Here is a 1,841-nt window from a genome sequence, read left to right as displayed (position 1 = left end):
GGGTCAGCCCTGTTCGGGTCAGCCCTGTTCGGGTCAGCCCTGTTCGGGTCAGCCCTGTTCGGGTCAGCCCTGTTCGGGTCAGCCCTGTTCGGGTCAGCCCTGTTCGGGTCAGCCCTGTTCGGGTCAGCCCTGTTCGGGTCAACCCTGTTCGGGTCAACCCTGTTCGGGTCAACCCTGTTCGGGTCAACCCTGTTCGGGTCAACCCTGTTCGGGTCAGTCTTGCCTGGATCACCCTCGCCCGGGCCGACGGTGCCGGGGACGGCCTTGTCCGGGGCGGGCGGGAGTGGTGTGGGGGAGACCGGGCGGGGGTCTTCCTTCGGCGTACGGGTCCAGCGCCAGGCTGCCTGCGCCGCCGAGGGCTCGGAGTGGGCCGCGTGGGGGCGGGGCTCCGGGTGGGGCCAGATGGCGTCCGCCGGGCGGCGTGGGGGTGTGGTCCAGGGGCCCGGGCGGGGTGGGGGTTCGGATTCCGGCTGGAACCAGATGGCGGGGCGGGGGCGGGTCCGGGCGGGGGTGGTCCGGTCGTCGGTTGTCATGGGGCGAAACTCACGATCACGTCCAGGGCTCGGTCGAGATCTCGGGCGGGGGTGCCCGCGTCGGGGGTCGGTCGCGGGTCCGGCGAACCGTCCGGCGTGGACAACGGGTGAGGGTGGGGGGACGCTACGGCGTGGAGTGGGTGATCCCGGGTTCGGGCCTGGCGTTTCAGCGCCGTCTGCCAGCCCGTCACCGTAACCTCGCCATCGTGAACCGACCCGTTTCGCGGGCGAAACTACCATCCGCCAACCGATAGGGTACGGGCATGGCAGTGATCCTCGGGCGGGCGCTCGCCGCCGGGGAAACGGGGCCGGCAGCGGCGGTGCGATGGCCATGAATTCCGTGCCGCTACACGGAAAGCTGGTCACCTTGCGCCCGGCCACCGAGGCAGATGTGCCGGCTCTGGCGGCCATTCGGGCGACGCCGCAGGTCCGGGCGCGATGGCGCGGCGGCGACGATCTGGCCGCCGAGGTCCGCGAGTCGATCGCCGACGAGGACCTGCAGTTCCTGACGATCCTGATCGCCGACCGAGACGCACCCGCTGACAAGGAGAAAACCGCCGAAAAGGAGCAAATGTCCGGCGAAGGGAAAACCGCCGACAGCGATGCACCCGACAGGGAAACTGGCCTTGGTGGCGAGGGCGGCGAGGGCGGCGAGGGCGGCGAGGGCGAGGGCGGCGAGGGCGGCGAGGGCGGCGAGGGCGGCGAGGGTGGCCTTGGCGGCGAGGGTGGCCTTGGCGGCGAGGGTGGCCTTGGCGGCGAGGGCGGGCCTGGCGGCGAGGGCGGGCCAGGCGGGAAACACAGCCCTGACGGGAAGGGCGGCTCTGACGGGAAGGGCGGCACTGGCGGCGGGGGCGGCGGGGGCCGGGCGGGTGGTGACGGCTGTGGGCGGGTGGCGGGGGCCATCCAGTGGTCGGCTGAGGCGGATCCGGATTATCGGCATGCGGGCGTGGACATTTTTGTCGACCCGGACCTGCATGGGCGCGGTGTGGGTACGGATGCCGTGCGCACGCTTGCCGCGTACCTGGTCGGGGTCGTGGGGTTTCATCGGCTCGTGATCGACCCGGCGGCGGACAACGTCGCGGCGATTCGCTGCTACGCGAAAGTGGGCTTCAAGCCGGTCGGGGTCATGCGTGAGTATGAGCGGGACGCCGACGGCTCGTGGCATGACGGGCTGCTCATGGATCTGCTGGCGGCCGAGCTCGTGCTCTGAAATACCCATCGGGGGGGGGGGGGGGGGGGGGGGGGGGGGCCGGGCCCGCGCCCCCCCCCCCCCCCGGGGGCGGGGGGGGGGGCGCGCGCCCCGCCCCG

Annotated in this window: 1 pseudogene; it reads left to right on the top strand. The window is 72.9% G+C overall.

What is annotated here, in order from left to right:
- Positions 1-1,416: 1,416 nt before the first annotated feature.
- Positions 1,417-1,743: pseudogene (locus ACIA6A_RS02690) on the top strand (GNAT family N-acetyltransferase); the annotation flags it as partial.
- Positions 1,744-1,841: the final 98 nt, after the last annotated feature.

It is taken from the genome of Actinoplanes sp. NPDC051494 (assembly GCF_044454705.1).
Taxonomy (GTDB): domain Bacteria; phylum Actinomycetota; class Actinomycetes; order Mycobacteriales; family Micromonosporaceae; genus Actinoplanes.
The sequence above is the reverse complement of the archived record's forward strand: the minus strand, read 5'-3'. Positions and strand labels throughout refer to the sequence as shown.